13 protein-coding genes and 2 pseudogenes are annotated in these 17,033 nt (G+C 71.4%); 11 read left to right on the forward strand and 4 right to left on the reverse strand.

Annotated features, from left to right (window positions below):
• Nucleotides 1–11 precede the first annotated feature (11 nt).
• Together HNR68_RS12960 and HNR68_RS12965 are read right to left on the reverse strand one after the other, a co-directional pair.
• Nucleotides 12–2,495, reverse strand: coding sequence for a TIM-barrel domain-containing protein (locus HNR68_RS12960; RefSeq protein WP_179720796.1), 2,484 nt, complete (start codon nt 2,493–2,495; stop codon nt 12–14).
• 248 nt (nt 2,496–2,743) lie between these two features.
• Nucleotides 2,744–3,661 carry a LysR family transcriptional regulator gene (locus tag HNR68_RS12965; RefSeq protein ID WP_179720798.1) on the reverse strand — a complete coding sequence of 306 codons (918 nt, stop codon included), beginning with the start codon at nt 3,659–3,661 and terminating at the stop codon, nt 2,744–2,746.
• A 114-nt stretch (nt 3,662–3,775) separates the two neighbouring features.
• Between HNR68_RS12965 and HNR68_RS12970 the strand changes: the two genes are divergently transcribed.
• The 9 genes and pseudogenes from HNR68_RS12970 (at nt 3,776) to HNR68_RS27420 (ending at nt 12,528) form a co-directional block, all read left to right on the forward strand.
• Nucleotides 3,776–4,066, forward strand: coding sequence for a hypothetical protein (locus HNR68_RS12970; protein ID WP_179720800.1), 291 nt, complete (start codon nt 3,776–3,778; stop codon nt 4,064–4,066).
• A gap of 8 nt (nt 4,067–4,074) precedes the next feature.
• Entirely contained in the window at nt 4,075–5,202 is a 1,128-nt protein-coding gene (locus tag HNR68_RS12975) for an FAD-dependent monooxygenase (RefSeq protein WP_179720802.1), read from the forward strand.
• A 36-nt stretch (nt 5,203–5,238) separates the two neighbouring features.
• Entirely contained in the window at nt 5,239–6,210 is a 972-nt protein-coding gene (locus HNR68_RS12980) for a fumarylacetoacetate hydrolase family protein (RefSeq protein WP_179724989.1), read from the forward strand.
• Between the two features lie 81 nt (nt 6,211–6,291).
• Nucleotides 6,292–7,455, forward strand: a complete 1,164-nt coding sequence (locus tag HNR68_RS12985) for an alpha/beta hydrolase family protein (protein ID WP_179720804.1) — start codon at nt 6,292–6,294, stop codon at nt 7,453–7,455.
• 36 nt (nt 7,456–7,491) lie between these two features.
• Nucleotides 7,492–8,529, forward strand: coding sequence for a VOC family protein (locus HNR68_RS12990; RefSeq protein ID WP_179720806.1), 1,038 nt, complete (start codon nt 7,492–7,494; stop codon nt 8,527–8,529).
• Between the two features lie 442 nt (nt 8,530–8,971).
• Nucleotides 8,972–9,854: pseudogene (locus HNR68_RS12995) on the forward strand (manganese catalase).
• A gap of 375 nt (nt 9,855–10,229) precedes the next feature.
• Nucleotides 10,230–10,817: a VanZ family protein gene (locus tag HNR68_RS13000; protein ID WP_179720808.1), complete on the forward strand. Its 588-nt coding sequence runs from the start codon at nt 10,230–10,232 to the stop codon at nt 10,815–10,817.
• A 93-nt stretch (nt 10,818–10,910) separates the two neighbouring features.
• Nucleotides 10,911–11,782, forward strand: a pseudogene (locus HNR68_RS27605) (cytochrome ubiquinol oxidase subunit I); the annotation flags it as partial.
• Between the two features lie 107 nt (nt 11,783–11,889).
• Entirely contained in the window at nt 11,890–12,528 is a 639-nt protein-coding gene (locus HNR68_RS27420) for a cytochrome d ubiquinol oxidase subunit II (protein WP_218889817.1), read from the forward strand.
• On the opposite strand, the gene HNR68_RS13015 is transcribed toward HNR68_RS27420, so the two are convergent.
• Nucleotides 12,525–13,031, reverse strand: coding sequence for a very short patch repair endonuclease (locus tag HNR68_RS13015; protein WP_343050113.1), 507 nt, complete (start codon nt 13,029–13,031; stop codon nt 12,525–12,527). The genes HNR68_RS27420 and HNR68_RS13015 overlap by 4 nt on opposite strands.
• A gap of 308 nt (nt 13,032–13,339) precedes the next feature.
• Between HNR68_RS13015 and HNR68_RS13020 the strand changes: the two genes are divergently transcribed.
• The gene (locus HNR68_RS13020) at nt 13,340–13,849 is read left to right on the forward strand and encodes a hypothetical protein (protein ID WP_179720812.1); all 510 of its coding nucleotides are present in this window, start codon (nt 13,340–13,342) and stop codon (nt 13,847–13,849) included.
• Here the strand turns inward: HNR68_RS13020 and HNR68_RS13025 are convergent.
• Nucleotides 13,809–14,975 carry a hypothetical protein gene (locus tag HNR68_RS13025; RefSeq protein WP_179720814.1) on the reverse strand — a complete coding sequence of 389 codons (1,167 nt, stop codon included), beginning with the start codon at nt 14,973–14,975 and terminating at the stop codon, nt 13,809–13,811. The genes HNR68_RS13020 and HNR68_RS13025 overlap by 41 nt on opposite strands.
• Before the next feature lie 498 nt (nt 14,976–15,473).
• On the opposite strand from HNR68_RS13025, the gene HNR68_RS13030 reads away from it, so the two are divergent.
• The gene (locus tag HNR68_RS13030) at nt 15,474–16,853 is read left to right on the forward strand and encodes an MFS transporter (protein ID WP_179720816.1); all 1,380 of its coding nucleotides are present in this window, start codon (nt 15,474–15,476) and stop codon (nt 16,851–16,853) included.
• The last annotated feature ends 180 nt before the right edge of the window (nt 16,854–17,033 follow it).

A 17,033-nucleotide genomic window follows, 5' to 3' on the forward strand; every position in this document is an offset into this window, starting at 1 on the left:
GCCTGCCTCTCTCACATGCCGATCATGTCGACGGGCTCGAACGAGATCGTGACGGCGAGGTCGCCGCCCGGGTCGGGGGTCTTGACCAGCACGGACCCGCGCGCGATGTCGTAGTGCCAGCCCACTTCCGCGGCGTCGAAGCGGCCGCGGTGCAGGTGCTGCGGGAGGCGCTCGCCGTCGAGGGCGACCCAGTGCGGGCACTGGCCGGGCCGGACCACGTCGAACAGCAACCGTTCGACGGTGCTGCGGTAGGTGCCGCGCCGGGTCAGCGCGATGCGCACCTGCTCACCGGCGGTCATCCGGACGTCGGTCGTGCGGAACGCGCCGTCCTCGTGAGCGCGGGTGAGGCCGTCGTCCTCGTAGAGGGTGAACTCCGCGTCGCGGTCGGGAACGCAGACCAGGCGCAGGTGCGTCACCGCGTCGCGGGTGAGGCTGGTCAGCTCGTCCTCCGCGACCGGGAGGACGCTGCCGCCGCGCAGGAACAGCGGGATCGAACCGAGGTCCACCGGCAGTTCCACGACCTGCCCGCCCTCGTAGCGCTGCCGGGTCCAGGCGTCGTAGAACACCTCGCCCTCCGGCAGCCGGACCGCGCGGGTGCGCGCCCCCGGGGTGAGCACGGTGGCGACGAGCAGCGCGTCACCGAGCATGAACTCCTCGGACGTGGCGTCGAGGGCCGGGTCGTGCTGGAACGCGCTCACCAGCGGTTCCACGATCGGCAAGCCGGTGGCGGTGGCGCGTGCCGCGAGCGAGTACAGGTAGGGGAACAGCCGGTAGCGCAGCTTGATGGCGTCCCGGACGAGCGGTGTGTGCTCGGGGTACATCCACGGCTCGGTCACCGTGCCGTCGTAGTTGACCGAGTGGATGGAGAACCGCGGCTGGAAGATGCCGTGCTGCACCCACCGCACCAGCAGCTCGGGGTCGGGGGCGGGGCCGTGGAAACCGCCGATGTCGCAGCCGTGGTGCGCCACCCCGGACAGGCCCATCCCGAGGATCGTGGCGATGTTGTGCCGCAACGACTCCCACGAGGTGGAGTTGTCGCCCGCCCACGTCTGCGCGTAGCGCTGGATGCCCGCGTGACCGGAGCGGCACACGACGTAGGGGCGGGCCGACGGGTTCACCGCGGTGATGCTGTCGCGGGTCACCCGGCACATCAGGTTCGGCATGACGGTGCGCAGGCGGCCGATGGTCGCGCCCGCGCCGTCGAAGTCGACGCGGGAGTCGGTGTCGATGATGCCGTCGTACTCGCAGTTGTCGTTCCACACCGACGTCGTCCCCTTGTCCAGGACGGCGTCGGTGAGCCAGCGCTGCCACGCCTCGCGGGCGGCGGGCTTGGTGAAGTCGACGAACCGGCCCGGCCCACCCCACCAGGCACCGACGGCGGGACCGTCACCGCCCGCGTCGGCGCTGCGGGTGACGAAGACGTCGGCGGCCTCGAACTCCGCGAGGCGGGGGTGGACGTCGAGCACCCCGGGCTTGACGTTGGGGGACACGGTGATGCCGCGCTCGGCCATGGCGGCGAAGAAGCCCTCGGGGTCGGGGAAGCGGCGCTCGTTCCAGGTGAACACGCACCGCTTCGCCCCGGCCTCGGTCTCCTGCGTCGTGTACCCCGAGGAGAGCTGGAAACCGTCGACGGGGACGTCCTCGGCCCGGGCGGTGTCGATGAACTCGGTGATCGCGCGGTCGCAGTCGGCGTCCAGCTCGGCGTAGTACATCGACGACGCCAGGTAGCCCAGCGCGTGCTTGGGCAGCAGCGGCGGCCTGCCGGTGAGCGTGGTGTAGCGCTGCACGACGTCGCGGATGCGGGGGCCGGCGATGAGGAAGAGGTCGATGTCGCCACCGTCGGCGCGGTAGCGGCTGTGCGGCGGCCAGTAGTTGCTCCGCTGCCGGCCGAGGTCGAAGTCGCAGTCGTGGGTGTTGTGGTAGAAGTACCCGACCGCCTTCCGGTTCCGCCGGTTCATCTTGACGTAGAACGGGATGTGCTTGTACAGCGGGTCGGTCTCGCGCGGGTCGTAGCCGAGGGCGTCCTTCGGGCTCATCGTGATGAGCTTCTGCGCCTTGTCCAGCGGCCCCGTGGTCTCGCCGAAGCCGTAGAAGGCGTCGTCGCGGGAGATCTCGCTGGTGTGGATGCGGCGACCGTTCGCGTCCTCCAGGTACCCGAGCCCGACGACGTCCGAGTGCAGCAGGGTGCCGTCCTCGTCGTGGACGCGGATCCGGAACGGGTCCTTCGCCACGTCGACGCGGAGGTTCCCGCCGGTGACCCGGACGCGATCACCCAGGTCCTCGACGTCGAACGGCAGCGGGGCCACCCGCGTCCGCTCGGCCCCCAGGAACCCGTCGAGCCGGTCCGGCCACGCCGTCGTGGTGAGCGTGTAGGACTCCTCGGCGAAGTCGCCCTCGAACCCGGCCCGGATGCGCAGGATGCCGTCGGCCAGGAACAGCAGCCGGACCTCGACACCGTCGGTGTGGACGTGGAGCCGGTCACCGGACCGTTCCACTCGCTCGACTCGTGATGTGACGCGCACGTGCTCTTCCTCGATGAGGCGGGGGTTCCGCTGCCCGGTCGCCGGGTCCGCCGTGCTCCGGCGGTCGGGGCGGTGACCTGCGGTCTCGCGGTCGCCTCAAGGTAGGAACCCGCGCACGCCCTGGCAACCGGTTGCCGTTTGTTGCCGCCCGCTGCTCTCGGAGTGCCTCCTGGTGCTGCGCAGCGGATCCGCCCGGGCACTCTCCGGAGCGGCACGAGCGCTCAGCAGTCCTGGGCGGCTTCCGCGATGAGCTCGCGCAGCCAGCGGTGCGCGGGGTCGTGGGTGTTCATGGGGTGCCACCAGAGGGCTTCGACGAGCGGGTCCGCGGGGAAGGGGCACTCGAGCACGCGGAGGCCGGGAACACCGCGGAACCGGTCGGCGAGCCGGTGCTGGATGAGCGCCACCCGGTCGGTCCCGGTGATCAGCAGCGGCAGGGTCACGAAGCTCTCGACGACCATGCTGATCCGTGGCTCGATCCCCCTGGCGCGCATCTGCAGCGTGGCCGGCGTGAACGCGGTGGGGCGGTGGTAGGTGACCACCCACGGCAGCTCGGAGAGCTGGTCGGTGGTGAGCTCCTCCTCGACGGCGTCGTTGTCGGTCGACGCGAGGCAGACCCAGTCGTCGGTGTAGAGGTCGGCGTGGGGCAGGTCGCTGAGGAAGCCGTGCGGGAGCACCAAGGCGTCGGCGGTGCGCAGGACGTCGTGCGCGTGGTCCACGGCGTCGGTGCTGGTCTGCTGGACGTGCAGCCGGACCTGCGGTGCCCGGTGCGCGGTGAGGCGCGCGAGCGGTTCGCCGAGCACGGCCAGCGAGTAGTCGGACATCAGGACCACGAACTCGCGCGTGGAGTGGGCGGGGTCGAACGTCGGCTGGGCGCTGAACACCCGCCGCGCGGCAGCGGTGGCCACCTCGACGGGCTCGACGAGCTGCGCCGCCAGCGGCGAGAGCTCGTACCTGTTGCCGGAGCGCAGCAGCAGCTCGTCGCCGAAGTGCCGGCGCAGCTTGGCCAGCGCCGCACTGACCGCCGGTTGGGTGCGGCCGAGCCGTCGTGCCGCGCGGGTGACGCTGCGTTCGCTGAGCAGCGCCTCGAGCACCGACAGCAGGTTCAGGTCGAGGTTGGCGAGGTGCGTCGGTCTCCTCATGGTCGCCCGAGGGTATAAGCCGCGTGGATGTCGAGCATCAGGACTTCGCGCTTCCTCCATGGCCCCGTGTGAGGGGAGAGTGCGGGTGAGACCGAAGCGGAGGAGCGGGTGCCGGTGGTCGACATCGATCCGGCCGACCCGGGGGCGCTCGCCCGGGCGGCCGCGGAGTTCTCCGACCGGGGTCGCTGGGGTGAGGAGGACGTGCGCGGCACGGTGAACGTCCGCACCGAGGAGGAGCGCATCGCCGGAGCGCGCCTGGTGCGACGGGGTGCCGCGTTCTCGCCGGCGCAGCTGTTCGCGGCCGACGGGCGCGGGTGGCGGCGACGCACCCACCCGGTCCAGACGGTGCTGGACACGGGCGAGCAGGGCTCCGGTTCCCCGATCAACCCCATCGCGGTGAAGTGAGGAACGGCATGGCTGCTGTCGAATCGACCCTGATCGTCGGCGGTGGCACCGTGGGGTGCGCCCTGGCGACCCTGCTCGCCGCCGGCGGGGTCGAGGTGGAGATCGCCGAGATCCGGCAGGACTGGACCGTGCACGGGTCCGGGATCACGTTGCAGGGCAACGCGTTGCGCGTGCTCCGGCAGGTCGGGGTGTGGCCCCGGGTGCGCGAGCTCGGGTTCCCCTTCGACGGGATGGGGATCCGGTCGCACACGGGTGAGCTGCTCGCCGACCTCACCGACCAGCGGACCGGCGGCCCCGACCTGCCCGCCACGGTGGGGATGAGCCGGCCGAGGCTGGCGACCGTGCTCTCCGAGGCCGCGGTCCAGGCCGGCGCCGTGGTGCGGCTCGGCACCACGGTGGAGACCCTGCGGCGGGACGAGTCCGGTGTGGACGTCACCTTCGACGACGGCACCGCGCGTCGCTACGACCTGGTGGTCGGTGCGGACGGGATCCGGTCGCACGTGCGGTCGCTGCTGGGCATCGACGTCGTGCCGCAGCCCACGGGGTTGTCGATCTGGCGCGTCCAGGCGCGGCGGCCACCCGGCCTGGAGCGCACCGACATCTGCTACGACGGCCCGTGCCACATCGCGGGGTACTGCCCCACCGGCGAGGAGACGCTCTACGCGTACCTGGTGGAGCGCAGCCAGGACCGCACGCGGATGCCGCGTGCCGAGCAGTTGCAGACCGTCCGGCGCTTGGCATCCGGCTACCACGGGTTCTGGGACGAGATCCGGGACGACCTGACCGACCCGAGCGTGCTCAACCACACCGCCTTCGAGCACCTGCTGGTCCCGCCGCCGTGGAACCGGGGGCGTGTGGTGCTGGTCGGCGATGCCGCGCACGCCTGCCCACCCACGCTGGCCCAGGGCGCCGCGATGGGCCTGGAAGACGCCGCGGTCCTCGCCGAGCTCCTGCTGGGCTCCGACCGCGTGGCCGAGTCGTTGTGGGCGGCGTTCACCGAGCGTCGGTTCGCGCGGGTCCGGGCCGTCGTGGACGGCTCGCTGCAGATCGTCCGGTGGCTGCTCGGGGACGACACCGATGCCGATGTGCCCGGTCTCACCGGGCGGGTCGCAGAGCTGGTCAGCGAACCGGCGTGAACCGGCGGCCGCCGAACGCGGATGGGAGTGATGACGATGCGCTTCGCCACCTGCGAACACCGTGGCGAGGTGTTCGCCGGGGTGCTCGACCGGGAGGGGGAACACCTGTTCGCGGTCCCGGACGGGACCACGGTGCTGGACCTGGTGCGGTCGGGGCTCCCGGCGGCACTGGAGGCCGGTCGCGCCGCACTGACCGGCTCCGCCGTCCCGGTCGACCAGGTCCGGTGGCTGCCACCGCTGGAACCGCCGACCGTGCGCGACTTCGTCGCGTTCGAGGAGCACGTCGACGGGGTGGTCGCCTCGGTGAGCGGCAGGAACGGGGTGGTGCCGGAGTGGTACGAGGCCCCGACGTTCTACTTCACCGACCCGCACGCGCTGGTCGGCGCGCACGACGACGTCCCAGTCCCGCCCGGTTCGCGGGAGTTCGACTTCGAGCTCGAAGTCGCCTGCGTCGTCGGGCGTGATGCGGCCTCACCGGCCCCGAACGAGGTGGAGATCTTCGGGTACACGATCTTCCACGACTGGTCCGCCCGCGACCTGCAGCGCCGGGAGATGGAGGTCGGCCTGGGCCCGGCCAAGGGCACGGACTCCGCCACCACGCTCGGTCCGTGGCTGGTCACCGCCGACGAACTCGAACCCTTCCGGGACGCCGAGGGGCTCCTCGCGCTGGAGGAGCGCGTGGCGGTCAACGGTGTCGAGGTCGGCCGGGACCTGCTGTCCAACATGGGCTGGCCGTTCGAGGAGCTGGTCGCCTACGCCGGACGCGGCACCCACGTGCGCGCCGGTGACGTGCTCGGCTCCGGCACCTGCGGGAACGGCGGGTGCCTCGCCGAGCTGTGGGGACGCAGCGGGACCCAGCAGCCCCCGCCGCTGCGGCCGGGTGACGTCGTCGAGATGACCGTCGAAGGGCTCGGCACCACCCGCAACACCGTCGTCGAGTCCGCCGCCCTACCGCCTGTGCTCCCGCCGGCACGGGTGCGCCCCCGCCACCGGGAGCGACGCCCATGACGGCGACGGGCGTCATGGGGGAGGTCGTCACCGGTGCGGGGACAGCTGCCCCACGGACCGCAGACTTCTGAGAGGAAGGCCATGTTCGAGTACTTCCCCGGCAACTACGTGTGGAACCTGGGAGTCGTCGCGGCTCTCAACAGCGGCGGTCTGATCGACGAAGTGGACCGCGCCTGCCGCCCGATCCGTGAGATCGCGAGGAAGGGCGAGGACGTCGGCACCCCGGACTTCCTCCGGGCGTGGACCGCGCTGACCGACCAGCTCGTCGCCCAGGCCGAGCTGGCCGAGCGGGACGGCCGCACGCGCACCGCCGGCCAGACGTACTTCCGCGCGACCAACTACCTGTGCCAGACCGAGCGCATGCTCGCCCGGTCCGACCCCGACCGGGTCCCGACCTACCGCCGGGTGCTCGAGCTGGCGCGGAAGTCCTTCGCGCTGCGCGACCCCCGCGTCAGCCGGGTCGAGATCCCCTACGGGGGCACCGCGCTGCCCGCCTACTACAGCCAGGCCCCGGCAGCGGACGAGGGACCGGCACCGGTGGTCGTGCTGGTCAACGGGCTGGACTCCACCAAGGAGCACATGTACACCTCCAGCCACTGGGAGGAGCTCGCCGCCCGAGGGATCTCGTGCCTGATGCTCGACCAACCCGGCACCGGGGAGTCGCTGCGGCTGCGCGGACTGACCGCCAGGATCGACGCCGAGGCGTGGGCGAGTGCCGCCGTGGACTGGTTGCAGGAGCGGCCTGAGGTCGACGCGGCCCGGATCGGGATCGTCGGGTGGTCGCTCGGTGGCTACTACGCGCCGCGGGCCGCGGCCTTCGAGGAGCGGTTCGCCTTGGTGGTGGCGTGGGGAGCCAACCACGACTGGGGCGCGGTGCAACGCCGCCGCCGCGAGCGCGAGGGCGAACGCCCGGTCCCGCACTACTGGGAACACGTGCTCTGGGTGTGGGGGCACGACGACCTCGACACCTTCCTCGACTTCGCCGACGACATCCACCTCAACGGGGTGGTCGAGAAGATCGCGGTGCCGTTCCTCGTCGTGCACGGGCAGAACGACCGGCAGATCCCGCTGCAGTACGCGCACCAGAGCTACGAGCAGGCGGTGAACTCGCCGAAGCGGGAACTGCGGGTGTTCACGCCCGACGAAGGCGCCACCGAGCACATCGGACTCGACCACCTCCCGCTCGTCAGCTCGTTCGTCGCCGACTGGGTCGCAGGCACCTTCGCCGAACTCGACGAGCGCTGACGCCACCCGACCCCGCAAGCACCGAGGAGACCAGCGTTGTCCGAGATCCTGCTGTCCCAGCTCGCCCACGTGGAGCTGTTGAGCCCCCGGCCCGACGAGACCGTGCGGTGGATGAAGGACGTCTTCGGCCTGGAGGAGACCACCCGAGAAGGGCAGTCCGTCTACCTGCGCGGCTGGGCCGAGTGGCTGCACTCCAGCCTCATCGTCACCGAGTCCGACCAGCCGGGCGTGGGCCGCATCGGCTGGCGCACCTACGGGCCCGAGGACCCCGAGACCATCGCGAAGCGGTTGGACGGCACCGACGAAGCCGTCGGCTGGGTCGACGACTGGCCTGGGCACGGCGCCACCTTCCAGTACCGCGCCCCGGAGGGACGTCACCTCCACGAGGTCTTCTGGGAGGTCGATCGCTACGAGGCACCAGAGGACCGGAAGGACCCGTGCATCAAGAACCGCCCGCAGCGGTACCCGGGCCGAGGGATCGGTGCTCGCTACCTCGACCACGTCACCGTTCCCACGCCGAACATGCGAGCCGACATCGACTTCTACACGCGGCTCGGCGCCCGGCACACGGCGCAGACCGAGGTGGAGCCCGGCTTCTCGGTGTTCTCCACGTTGACCTGCAACGGCATCCGTTCCACCCACGACCTGGCCCTGGTGCCCGACTTCAGCGGCATGACCGGACGAGCCCACCACATCGCGTTCCGCGTGGACCAGCGCCTCGACGTGGAGCGCGCTGCCGAGCAGTTCCTCGCGCACGACACCCCGATCGAGTTCGGCCCCGGCGTCCACGGCATCGACGAGATCACCTACCTCTACGTCCGCGAGCCCGGCGGTTTCCGCATGGAGATCAACGCCGGCGGGTGGGTCAACACCATGCCGGACTGGGAGACCACCACCTACGACGCGGCGGGCGGCAACCCCGGTCAGAGCCTCTACCGCAACGTCGACGCCCCCGCGGGCTTCCACGACGCCTGGCCGCTGCCCCCGACAGGAGCCGCCGAGCGGGAACGGGACACCATCGCCAGCGACCGGCTGCGCCCCTTCTACGGCAGCACCGCGGGGAGCGGGCGGTGAGCCCGTCCGCCGGGCAGTGACCACAGCTGCACTTCGGCGTGCCGGGCGGTCAGCGTCGGCCTACTGCTGTGCACTGCACTGCGCCCAGCCGCGGCACGGCGATGAGCGCCGGGTGGAGGTGGTGCGCTGAGCCGGCACGAGCGACGCAGTGCTGCAGCCGCGCGTGGACGTGGACTCGGCCCGCGGTAGTGCTCCACCACCGCTCCAGACGTCCGCGGTCCCCGTGGTTCGTGATGTGCCCGGCGTCATCGTCCGATCGTGTTGATCGACTTGCGCGGTGGGCAGTCCCGCTCAACGTCGCCTCACCTGTCTGAGTGCTCGAATCCTTCGATCGTGCGGGTGATTCCGGGACCACTTACGCTCGCCACGCGAGAACGAGCGGCTGCTGACGTCGGAGCAGGCTGGCGGACAACGTGGCGGTCGAACGCACAGGAGGGGTTCCATGTTCCTTCACCGGCAAGAGCTGCAGTTCAAGGCACAGCCGGACCAACCGGACGCGGTCTTCGCCCGCAAGCTGCAGGAAGTGCTCGGCGGTCAGTACGGCGAGATCACCGTGGCGATGCAGTACATGTTCCAGGGGTGGAACATGCACATCCCGGGCAAGTACCGCGACCTCGTCTTCGGCATCGCCGCGGAGGAGATCGGCCACGTCGAGATGCTGGCCACCATGATCGCGCAGCTGCTGGAGAAGGCGCTTCCTGGGCATCACCGACGAGGCGGTGCAGAAGGACCCGACCGTCGCGGCGGTCATCGGCGGCACCGACGTGCAGCACGCGATCGTCGCGGGTGCGGGTGCGCGGCCGGTGGACAGCATGGGCAACCCCTGGATGGGGTCCTACATCACGGCGAGCGGGAACCTGCTCGCCGACTTCACCTCGAACGCCAACGCGGAGATGCAGGGACGGGTGCAGGTCGCCCGGCTCTACCACATGACCGACGACAAGGGCGTGCGCGACCTGCTGTCCTTCCTGCTGGCCCGCGACACGATGCACCAGAACCAGTGGCTGGCCGCCGCAGCGGAGCTCCGCGAGGACGGCGCCGAGGAGATGCCGGTGCCCAGCAACTTCCCGCAGAGCAAGGAACACCGCGAGGTGTCCTACCAGTACCTGAACTTCAGCGACGGCCGGCACGCGTCCGAAGGCCGCTGGGCGTCCGGCCCGACACCGGACGGCAACGGGGAGTTCAGCTACCACGACGGACCCACCACGACGGCGCCCATGCCGCCGCCCACGCACCCGGACGCCCGCTTCTACGGCACCACGGAACTGTCCAACACGGCGGAGAAGATGGCCGGAACCGCCCAGGACAAGCTCAAGAAGGAGTGAACCGACGACCTCGCAGCCGTCCCTCCCATGACGTAGTCGGGTCCCTCGCGGTGGCCCGCCCGGTTCGCCGGGCGGGCCACCGTCGCGTTCTGCCGGGCGCAGTGGCGGCCGTCGGCCTGCAGCGAACCTGCTGTGGGTGCTGGCCGGCGCGGTGCTGATCGCTGCGGTGTCCGGGCGAGCGCGGAGCGTCCTGAGATCGCGCGTACCGGCCACGGTCGGTGAGTGACGTCCTCGGCGAGCGCGATCGCGGCACTTCCGCCGTCTACAGAGGACTCCCGGCCGGGTGATCACCTCGCGGGAGCCGAGTACGATCGGCCCTGGTTCGAGCTGGTCGGTGATCGACCACGCTCCCGCTGTCGGTGTGGGAGGGGAAGGATGTCCGGCATCGAGGTCCCGGCTCTGGCGGTGCTCGGTCCGTTGACCGTGACGGCGATCGTCGCTGTGTTCTGGCGGCTCCGCAGCCGCGGAGAGGTGACGGTGCCGCGGCTGACCGCGGGTGTAGCGGCCTGCTTGTGCGGTGCGACGGTGCTGGACCACACGCTGTTCCCCTTCACCATCGCGCCGGACGACAGCAGACCGTGGTACGTGTGGCTGAACGTCGTGCCGTTCACCGACCTCGTCGACGACCCCATCGGGATCGTGCTCAACGTGGCGCTGTTCGTGCCGGTGGGCCTCCTCATGCCGCTCGTCGTGCGCGTGCGGTCGGTGGGGAGCGCTCTGCTCCACGGGTTCCTCCTCAGCCTGGGCATCGAGGTCGTGCAGTTGGCCGGTGACCTCGCGGTGAGCACAGGCCGCGTCGCCGACGTCGACGACCTGATCGGCAACTCCGCCGGGGCCCTGATCGGCTACGCCGCCTTCCGGCTCGCGCTGCTCGTCCCGCCCCTCGCCCGAGCCGTCGAACTCGCGTCCTGGCACCCCGTCGCGGCCACAGCACGGCCGGAGGTCGGGGACCGCGGCGCGTGAAGCGTCATCGAGGCGATCTCCTCGGCGTCTACCTCTACGGCTGGAACCGGGTTGTCGCCGCGGGTCCACGTGCTCACCGGCATCCCGGTGTGCGTGGCCGGCGTCGCGTCGGCGTTCGTCGTCGTCGCGGCCAACGCCTGGATGAACCAGCCGCGCGGCTTCGACCTGGACGACGGTCGGGTCGTGGCGGTCCGCCCGTGGGCCGCGCTGTTCAACCCGGCCACGCCGCCGCAGACGGTCCACATGATCCTCGCGGCGTTCATGGTGGCCGGCTTCGGGATGGCGTCCGTGTACGCGGCGGCCATGCTGCGGGGACGCACGGACCGGTACCACCGGCTGGGCTTCGCGGTGCCGTTCACCGTCGCCGCGGTGCTGACCCCGGTGCAGATCGCCGTCGGTGACTGGGCGGCGAAGTTCCTGGCGATCAACCAGCCCGCGAAGCTCGCCGCGATCGAAGGGGTGTACGCCACCTCGCGCACCGTGCCGTTGAACGTCGGTGGTCTCTACCAGGACGGCGAGGTGCCGTACGCGCTGGAGATCCCGTACGGGCTGTCGCTGCTGGCGCACTGGGACCCGCACGCGCTCATCATCGGCTTGGACAGGTTCGCGCCTGAGGACCGGCCGCCGGTGAGCGTGGTGCACTGGTGTTCCAGGTGATGGTGGGCATCGGCGTGCTCCGGCTGCTGTTATGCCTCTGGTTCGCCCTGGCGTGGTGGCGCCGGCGCACCCTGCCCGCCTCGCGCTGGTTCTTGTGGGGTTCCGCGGCGTCGGGTGCGGCGGCCGCGGTCGCGCTCGAAGCCGACTGGATCACGACCGAGGTCGGGGCGGGTTCCTGGGACCTGCTGGCCGGCGGCCCGGTGTGGGAGGCCAACCACGTCTGGTTGATCTTCGTGATCGTGCTCTGCTGGTCCGGGTGCCCCGAGGTGTTCGCCTCGGTGACGTCGACGATGTACGTGCCGCTGACGCTCGTGGCCCTCGGCATGATCGCCCGCGGTTCCGCGTTCGCGTTCCGAAGGCCTCGACGGAGCTCGGGCACCGGCGCGCCTACGGCGCCTGCTTCGCGCTCTCCTCGGTGCTCACCCCGTTCTTCCTGGGCACCGTCGCCGGGGGCATCGCATCCGGGCGCGTGCCGCTGGGCATCGCCGCGGGTGACCTGGTCACCAGCTGGCTCAACCCGACCTCGTTCCTGGCCGGGACGCTGGCCGTCGGGATCACCGCCTACCTGGCGGCCGTGTACCTGTGCGCGGACGCCCGGCGCGAGGGTGCCGCGTCGCTGGCCGAAGAGTTCCGGTTGCGGGGCATCGTGACCGGTGCGATCACCGATGCCATCGCGCTGGCCGGGATCGCGGTGCTGCTCGTCGACTCGCCGGCCCCGTACGACGGGCTGGTCGGGCCCGGACTGCCGCTGGTCCTCCTCTCGGCCGTCGCCGGACTGGCCTCCGCGGCGTTGCTGCTGCGGCGCAGTTGCCTGGCGGCCTGGGGCTCCGCCGCGGTGGCGGTCATCGCGCTGCCGTGGGGCTGGGCGGTCGCCCAGTATCCGCTGGTCCTGTTGCCGGACACGACGATCGAGAGCGCCGCGGCGCAGCCGACCGTGCTGCACGCGGTGCTGGTGACGACGCTCATCGGCGCGGTCCTGCTGGTCCCGTCGTTGATGTGGATGTACGCGCTGTTCCAGCGGAACACCGGGTCGGTCGCCGGTCGCAGGTCCTAGTCCGTGCTCTTCTCGTGGCCTCCACGCATCCGCTCGCGGGCCAGGCGTGCGATGCGGTCGGCTGCGGCCTCGGGGTCCTCGTGCTCCCAGACGCGGACGACCAGCCAGCCGGCGGCGGTCAGCTCGCGGTCGGTGTCGCGGTCGCGCCGGACGATGCCCTCCAGCTTGCGCCGCCACCACTCGCGGTTGTTCTTCGGCAGGTGGGCGTGCTCCGGGCAGGAGTGCCAGAAGCAGCCGTCGACGAACACGGCCATCCGGGCACCGCGGAGCACGATGTCGGCCCGCCGGCGGCGGTTGGTGCCGGGTGGGGCAGCGTCGACGAGGAACCGCAGCCCCCTGCGGTGGAGCGCGCGACGCACGCGCAGCTCCGGCTGGGTGTCCCGCCGCCCCGTGGCCCGCATGACCGCGGCAGCTCCGGGCGAGGACGCCTCCGGCGGTCGTCCCGGGTCGATGTGGGCGTAGCCCTCAGGCCCTTCCTCCGGTAGGACGCTTCCGGCGCTCATGGGTCCCCGAGTAGCACAGGACGGCCTCGAGCGTCTGCACCTCCGGTACCGACACACCGACGATCGCGAGCCCAGCGCCCCTCCCCGTTGTTGGGCGGGCGTGAGCTCGACCTTCAGCGGGTTCGGGGTGAGAACCGCGTGTTCGCGGCGCCCGGCGACCGCGCTCCTGGGGTGCCACGGGGCCGGGGCCTTCGCAGGAGTAGGTTGTGGCGGGCCCGATGAGTCGAGCGGCCGAGAGTGGTTCGAAGATGAGTGCTCAGTCGAGGTCGGCCCCGTCGCGCGCACCGCGGTCCCTGTCTTCCGCGGAGGTGCGCGAAGCCGCGGACCTCCTGGGGTGGGGGCCGCACGTCGCGCCGCGGATGACGTTGTTCGGGGTCGAGGTGCACCCGGTGGTCGCCATCGACGCGCGGGCTCACGAGCTGCGACGGCGGTCGCACCAGCCGCCGGTGCTCGACCACGACGTGCTCGCGATGTGGCAGTGGCCGGAAGCGGCTCCGATGCGGGCCCCGGAGGTCGTCACGCTGCGCGGCGTGCTGTGCAGCGCTCGCTCGTGGCGATCGGGGTTGTCCCGGGTGAGCAGGCTCCGGGGGTTCTGCAGCACGGCGGTGGTGGTGACGGCTCCGCTGGAGCGCGAGGAGGAGTGCCTGCTCGAGTGCAAGCTCCTCGGAGTCGGCGTGCTGGAGCGCGGTCCGAGCGGGCTGCGCCTGGTGGAACCCGCGCGGGACGGGCGGAGCCCGCAGGCGAGGCGCCGGACGCTGGACGCGTGGGTCGAAGAGCTCATCTACCGGGAGCTTCTTCGTGCGGGAATCTTGGTGTGACGTCCCGCTCCACGAACTCTTCCCCGATGATCCGCCACGCCTTGAGGGCAGCAGGGATGTTCCAGCCAACTCCCACGTTGCTTCTGATCTCTTCGTGGAAGAATCCCGCACCGCTGCACCGCGCGACCCAGGTCTTTCGCACCTGCTGCGGGGTCAATCGGCTGATCCGCAACTTCTCGTGCACTCGGAGCAAGACCTCCACCGAGTGCCGGAAAGCCTCCGTCCGCTGCTCACTGGGGTCGAGCATCGTTGCGAAGCGGTCGACCGTCCGGCTGTTGCAGGTGTCGCACCGACACTCCCACTGTTCCACCTGGTCAGGCGTGAGCTGCACGGCGGTGGCCAGCTTGTCCACGCTCACGTACGACAGGCAGTGCTTGACGAACACGGAGGTCAGCGGTGGCCTCGGCGGACCACCGTCCAGCACGGGGTAGAGGTGGCGGAGCTTCGACCGCGTGCCCGCAGCCGCCGCCACCGCGCCGAAGCACAACGCTCCCACCGCGGACACGTCGCTCCGCAGCAGGAGCACCGGGCTCCCGGTCGCCAGCAGGGTGAGGAAGCCGCGCAGCACCGCCTGGACGCCGAAGGGGTCGGCCTGGTGCTCGAGAACGAGAGCCACCACGACGCCGGAGTCGCGGATCTCCGCCTGGAGCACCTGCAGGTGCCGGGAGTTCCTCAACCAGCTCTGGTGCAGCGGGAGGCACGCGATCACACCGTCGCCCCACTGCTGTGCCTGCCGCACGATGGTGCGCAGTCCGTCGACGTCGCCCTCACCGACGTAGCCGGAGTCGGTGAGCACGGGGAGGCCCAGGTCGCGTTGCAGGGCGAGCCACTGCCTGCTGAACGACGCGGTGGCACGGAGCCGGTTCTTCCCGGCGTACCTCGCGGCGTCGCAGAGCAGTGGCGCGTCGAACCCGCGCTCGCGGAGGAGGCGGGCAGCGTTCAGCGCGTCGCGACCGGTGATGACGAGTCCGGCTCCGAGTCGTTGCTCGACGAGGTCGGCGGTCTCCTCCGCTTCCGACGCCTCGCACTGGATGAACAGCGTTCCCGCGATGGGGTCCAGCCAGCCGGCCCTCCTGTGCGGGACAGCGGTGGTGTCCGGTGTTGCGGTTCCGTGCGTGCCCGACATGGAATGCCTCCCACATCACGCCGCCAGACCACCGGAACCGCCCGAGCTGGTGTGCCTGAGCGGCCCGTGGACCGGCGCGCACCCCCCGCAGTCGGCCGGGTGATCGGGCCGAACGAGCCCGTCCCCGCTGCCGCACCGCCAGCGTAGCGAGCTCGAGCATGTCGAACCCGGTCGTGGATCAACGCGGAACGGGCAGGCGGCGTCGACGGGCGCCGTTCGGTTCGCAGTCGTCTTCGCAGGTGACGACCCGGTTCTCGGCGCGCGTCAGCCGGACTGCACGCCTGGTGCGGCCGGGAGGCCGCGCCGCTGAAGAACGACCGATCGGCCCAACGCTCGTCCCAGCGCGCGGAACCGGCTGCACGCCGGGTGCGGGAAGTCAAGGGCTCTCCTCCGCCGGTCGCGCGTGGCACACTGCCCCGCACGAGATCCGCGGCCGGTCGGGGTGCCGCCCGGAGCGGCGATCGCGCGGATCCGATGCGGGCGAAGGGAGTTCGGCACATGCCTCCGGGTTCGCGCTTCACCATCGACGACGTGCCGCCCGTCCGGTTCCACTACCGGATCGCCGCGCTCACCGGTGGCGGCAAGTTCATCGACGGCTACACGCTGGGCATCCTCACGATCGCCCTGGCCGTCCTGCCTCCGGACTTCGGCATGACGCCCTTCTACGCCGGGCTCGTCGGCTCGGCCGCCCTCGTGGGGCTGTTCCTGGGCAGCTTGCTCCTCGGCCCGCTCGCCGACCGGATCGGCCGGCGGACGCTCTACACCGCCGACCTGGTCCTGTTCTTCGTCGCCTCGCTCGCGCAGCTGCTCGTGCAGGACCCGGTGCAGCTCTTCGTCGTGCGCCTGGTGCTCGGCATCGCGATCGGCATCGACTACGCCGTGGGACCGACCTACCTCTCGGAGGTGCTGCCGAAGAAGCTGAGGGGCCCGCTGCTCGGCGGGCTGTCCGCGGTGTGGCGGTTCGGTTTCCTCGCCTCGATCGTCGTCGGCTACGTCCTGAGCGACCTCGGTCCCGGCGCGTGGAAGTGGATCCTCGCCACCAGCGCCGTGCCCGCGGCCGTGGTGATGGTCTTCCGGCTCGGTGTGCCGGAATCTCCCCGGTGGCTGGTGCAGCAGGGGCGCTACGACGAGGCGGACGCCGTCGTGAAGAAGTGGCTCAGCCTCGACGCGGGAGTCGACGACCTGGTGCGAGCACACGAGAGCGCGACCGGACCCCGCCGGTCGAACCTCGCGAACCTGAAGGCCCTCTTCAGCCGGCAGTGGCGGTCTCGCACGCTCTACGCGGGTTTCTTCTGGATCGCCCAGGCGACGCCGCAGACCGCGATCTTCACCTTCCTCCCGTCGCTCTTCGTCGCCCTCGGGCTCGCGGGCGGCCTGACTCCCACGCTGGTGCAGAACGCCTTCTTCGCCGTCGGCGGCATCGTCGGGATGGTCGTCGTCAACCTGGTGACTCGGCGGACCATGCTGGTGTCCACGTTCTGGCTGATGGCGGTCTCGGTCGCGGCACTGGCCGTCGTGCCGGAGCCCGGCGCGGTCGTCGTGGTGACCTGCCTGTGCACCTACGCGTTCATCGAAGCGATCGCGGGCAACCTGCAGTTCGTCTACCCGAGCGAGCTGTTCCCGACGTCCCTCCGCGCGGCGGGCGTGGGGACGGCGGCTGCGCTGAGCAGGATCGGGGCGGCCGTCGGGACGTTCCTGTTCCCGATCGTGCTCGCGACCTTCGGCGTGCAGGCACTGGTGTTCGGGACCGTCTGCCTGCTCGTCCTCGGCGCCGTGGTCTCGCAGCAGGTGGCCCCGGAGACCAGCGGCCGGGGCCTCGACGAGACCGCGGCAGAGCGGGAGGCCCCGCTGCCGCGCGACGTCCACGACCGCCGCTGACGGCCCGGTGGCGAATGATCACCTTCCGCTTCGGCGAACCCGCCACACCACGCTCCTCGCGACGCGGGTCCGATGCCATGGACGGGTGTGTCAGTTCTGGGCAGGACTGTCGCCGCTGACCGGAGCACCCGGACGGGTTGCAGGATGCGTCAGCCGTCCGCGGAGGGGTGAGGCCACGGG

The sequence above is a fragment of the Saccharopolyspora hordei genome, assembly GCF_013410345.1.
Classification (GTDB): Bacteria; Actinomycetota; Actinomycetes; order Mycobacteriales; family Pseudonocardiaceae; genus Saccharopolyspora; species Saccharopolyspora hordei.

Excerpts from the sequence above, each read along its gene's own strand:
- HNR68_RS13025 (WP_179720814.1), bottom strand. The coding sequence starts at position 14,975 with ATGTCGGGCACGCACGGAACCGCAACACCGGACACCACCGCTGTCCCG.
- HNR68_RS12985 (WP_179720804.1), top strand. The coding sequence starts at position 6,292 with ATGTTCGAGTACTTCCCCGGCAACTACGTGTGGAACCTGGGAGTCGTC.
- HNR68_RS13030 (WP_179720816.1), top strand. The coding sequence starts at position 15,474 with ATGCCTCCGGGTTCGCGCTTCACCATCGACGACGTGCCGCCCGTCCGG.
- HNR68_RS13000 (WP_179720808.1), top strand. The coding sequence starts at position 10,230 with ATGTCCGGCATCGAGGTCCCGGCTCTGGCGGTGCTCGGTCCGTTGACC.
- HNR68_RS12980 (WP_179724989.1), top strand. The coding sequence starts at position 5,239 with ATGCGCTTCGCCACCTGCGAACACCGTGGCGAGGTGTTCGCCGGGGTG.
- HNR68_RS13015 (WP_343050113.1), bottom strand. The coding sequence starts at position 13,031 with ATGAGCGCCGGAAGCGTCCTACCGGAGGAAGGGCCTGAGGGCTACGCC.
- HNR68_RS12975 (WP_179720802.1), top strand. The coding sequence starts at position 4,075 with ATGGCTGCTGTCGAATCGACCCTGATCGTCGGCGGTGGCACCGTGGGG.
- HNR68_RS12965 (WP_179720798.1), bottom strand. The coding sequence starts at position 3,661 with ATGAGGAGACCGACGCACCTCGCCAACCTCGACCTGAACCTGCTGTCG.